The 3486-nt window shown below is 55.9% G+C and carries 3 protein-coding genes and 1 pseudogene; 3 read left to right on the top strand and 1 reads right to left on the bottom strand.

The features are described 5' to 3' along the window. The 3 genes and pseudogenes from AB4043_RS18950 to AB4043_RS18940 form a co-directional block, all read left to right on the top strand. A pseudogene (locus AB4043_RS18950) lies at positions 1 to 468 on the top strand (hopanoid-associated sugar epimerase); the annotation flags it as partial. Then, positions 468 to 1145 (top strand): phosphorylase family protein, encoded by a 678-nt coding sequence (locus AB4043_RS18945; protein ID WP_442299496.1) that lies wholly within the window; start codon positions 468 to 470, stop codon positions 1143 to 1145. The pseudogene AB4043_RS18950 and the gene AB4043_RS18945, both read left to right, overlap by 1 nt. After that, on the top strand, positions 1142 to 2215 hold the full coding sequence (locus AB4043_RS18940; RefSeq protein ID WP_442299497.1) for a zinc-dependent dehydrogenase: 1074 nt from the start codon (positions 1142 to 1144) through the stop codon (positions 2213 to 2215). Before AB4043_RS18945 ends, AB4043_RS18940 begins: the two co-directional genes overlap by 4 nt. A gap of 523 nt (positions 2216 to 2738) precedes the next feature. Here AB4043_RS18940 and AB4043_RS18935 read toward each other — a convergent pair. After that, positions 2739 to 3486, bottom strand: a 748-nt coding sequence (locus AB4043_RS18935) for a glycerophosphodiester phosphodiesterase family protein (RefSeq protein ID WP_442307777.1), incomplete at its 5' end; no start/stop codon positions are given.

Below are 3486 nucleotides of genomic sequence, written 5' to 3'. Positions count from 1 at the left end.
GGCCGTATTATCGTGGACTTTCTCAACCGCAGGTTCCCGGCATATGTCGATACCGGTCTGAACCTGGTGGATGTTGCAGAGATCGCCCGTATGCATCTTGCTGCACTTAACGCCGGCCGAGCAGGAGAACGGTATATTCTCGGAGGAGAGAATCTAACGCTGAAACAGATTCTTGACCGCATGTCGGCGATCACCGGGCTACCCTCCCCCTCAATGCGGGTACCCCATACGGTCGCTATGATCTTCGCCTTCTTCGACGAGACGTTTACCGGCAAACTGCGCGGGAAAGAACCGCGCGCTACTTTGGAGGCTGTGCGTATGGGCAAGAAGAAGATGTTCGCATCCTCGGCCAAGGCAGAGCGAGAGCTGGGATTCAAGGTGCTTCCGGTGTACAAGGCACTACGTTCGGCTATCGACTGGTTCGTGGAGCATGGATATGCTCCCGCAGATGAAGGGAAGCAGGCCTGATGGAAGAATGCTTCGGTATCGTTGCGGCGCTACCTGGAGAACTAAAGCCGCTGGTAGCCGGCTGGCAGCAGCTGGAAGCAACCAACGGCGTGAACGCATGGAAGCATCCATCCCGCAGTATCTATGCCGTGTGCGCTGGAATGGGATCGGAAGCTGCCCGGCGCGCGTTTCACCATCTGACAACCATCTGTAATCCAACGACAGTATTGTCGATCGGCTGGGCTGGCTCGATCGATCCGCGCCTGCCTGTGGGGTCAGTGCACTATCCTTCGCAGATCGTCGACAGTGAAGCGGAGGAGCACTATCCGCTGCATCTTGATGGCACAATGTTGCTGATCTCGGCCGACAAGGTTGCTGACCGCGGAGAGAAGTATCGCCTGGCCCTGGCTTACTCCAACGCGGCTCTGGTGGATATGGAGGCTGCGACCATCGCCGGTCTTGCCTTCGCGAGAGGATGCAAGTTCCGTTGCATCAAGGCGGTCTCAGACGGAGCGAATGAAGAGCTGCCGGATATGAATCCATACATCACCAAGGATGGAAAATTCGCTACGGCGCCTTTTGTCGCCAGTGTGATGGTGCGTCCGTGGTATTGGGCAGCTCTCACACGTTTTGGAAAGAATGCAAGGCTGGCCGCGGAGAATCTGGCCGTTGCTGTAAAGAAGGACCTGAATCTATGAGTTCGTTGGAAGTCCCCGCTACCATGCGGGCAGCCGTTTACCGCGGCATTGACGATGTGCGCATTGAAACCGTACCCGTCCCGGAGATTAATCCAGGAGAAGTTCTCGTCAAGATCCATACCTGTGGCATCTGTGGCACGGATCTGAAGAAGATCCATACCGGATCACACTCGGCGCCGCGTGTCTTCGGGCATGAAATGAGCGGTACTGTCGTCAAGGTCGGTGAGGGAGTAGAAGACTTCGCGGTCGGAGATCGCGTTATGGCCTTCCACCATATTCCTTGCGGTGAGTGTTATTACTGCCGCAAGCACACCTTTGCACAGTGTGAGACTTACAAAAAGGTGGGAACAACAGCCGGCTTTGCACCCTCAGGCGGAGGATTCGCAGAGTACATCCGTGTCATGGACTGGATCGTGAAACGCGGCCTGGTGAAGATTCCCGAAGGTGTGCCGTTTGAGCAGGCMGCCTTCATTGAACCTGTGAACACCTGCTTCAAGGCGATCAAGCTTCTGGAGCTTCAGCCCGATGAGACTGTGCTGGTGATCGGACAGGGCTCGATCGGCGTGTTGCTTGCAGCGTTGGCCGCACGCACCGGCGCTACTGTGCTAACGAGCGATATGTTTCCTGAACGTCACGCCGTCGCCGCAAAGTTCGGCTTGAAGCACTCGATCGATGCAACGGGAGATGTGGTTGCCGCCGTGCGGAATGCCACTGAGGGCCGGGGAGCCGACGTCACGCTTGTAGCTGTTGGCAGCGATAAGTTGATTCCTCTGGCGATGGAGGCTACGCGGCCCGGCGGCCGCGTGATGCTCTTCGCATCGACACAGCATGGCGAAGCGATCTTCGACCCGGCAGCGGTCTGCATGGACGAAAAGACGCTGATGGGCTCTTATTCTGCCTCTGTTGCGATTCAGGATGAGGGCGCGCAGCTCGTGCTGGACGGCTACAAGAACGGCTTCGATCTGACGCAGTTGATCTCACACCGCTTTACGCTCGAAGAAGCAGTGCAGGGAATTCATCTGGCATCGAATCCGCAGCCAGATTCGATGAAGATCGTGATTCAGCCGTAGGACTTTTGGGGTTGTCATTCAGTAGCGTTGCCGAGGCGGGGAAGTAAGCTCCATAACGTAGTCGTTTATGCCAATATGGGGACACTTGGTAATCCAAATTGTGGGCCAGAGTGATGAGCTTCGCATTCAACCATCTGTCGTATTACGCTATCGCTGCAATGGGTGTTGTTGGGATTTTGCAGGGAATCTTCGTGCGCGAGAAACGACGCACCTCTGATCATCAGACTGAGAATCCTTTGATCTCTTGGCCCGCTTGGTTTCAACGAACGTTTTTTTGTTTTGTTGGGACAGGGCTAATCATTTTTGCTGCTTGGAAACTATGGTGAGATTGAATATCTGTTCTGTATTAGGGCCTGTCGAAGTCGCGATGTTTGGTATGGGATAGCGGGTGTTTGCCAATTTCGTAGCTGGAGACGACGACCCGCATGACGCTGACGTGCTGGCTGAATCCGCGTGGTGGGGACCTAGGCGAGCGCTTGCCGAGAAGTCTCGCCACGCCTGCGGGATGACGAACAAAAATACTTTAGGGATGTAACGCCGGCTTTTGCGAACGAAGCCACTGCAGCAGACCTGCTGGATCATCCGTGATGACTCCGTCCACACGAGCCTCGCTGAGTTTCTTCCAGCCATCCACTGTGTTTGATGTGTAAGGAATTACCTGCAAGCCTGCCTTGTGAGCCGCTGCGACTTCGTCTGCGGTAGCGAGACTCTCGTCTGGGCTCAGAATATTCGCGCCAGAGACAGCAGCGATATGCGCAAAGCTTTTGTCTTTGTCGGTAATCCCCATGAAGCCGTCGTACTTTGCCTGACCGAAGAGAGCGGAGAGGCGGATCTGCGGATCGATCTGCTTCATAGCGCGTAGCGTACGGAAATCGAAGCTCTGCAGAATGACTCGCGATTGCAGTTGATGCTTGCGCACAGCCTCGTCGATCATCTTCACAAAGACCTCAGGGGAAGGCGTGAGCTCCGGGCGAGCTGGAGAGATCTTGGTCTCGACATTGAAATCGAAAGTCCCCTTGGGCGCGAGATCCAGAACTTCATCGAAGGTCGGAATGTGCGTGTTGGGCACGGCTCTTTGTTGGGGGAAGGCTGCCAGTGTCTTTGCGCCGCAGTCGTACTGCCTGATCTCAGCCAATGTCCGTGAGTGGATCAGCGTGCCCGGGGGTAGCGCAGGCCCACTGCAGATGCGCTCGTTGGCCAGGACCGCCTTCATAAAAGCATCCGTACCTTCAGGCTGCACCAGGTATGGAGAGTGCGAGACGACCAGGACG

The organism is Terriglobus sp. YAF25, from assembly GCF_052113305.1.
In the GTDB taxonomy this organism is placed as follows: domain Bacteria; phylum Acidobacteriota; class Terriglobia; order Terriglobales; family Acidobacteriaceae; genus Terriglobus.
Note: the sequence above shows the minus strand (reverse complement) of the source record. Positions and strands in the feature narration are given on the sequence as shown.

Excerpts from the sequence above, each read along its gene's own strand:
- AB4043_RS18945 (WP_442299496.1), top strand. The coding sequence starts at position 468 with ATGGAAGAATGCTTCGGTATCGTTGCGGCGCTACCTGGAGAACTAAAG.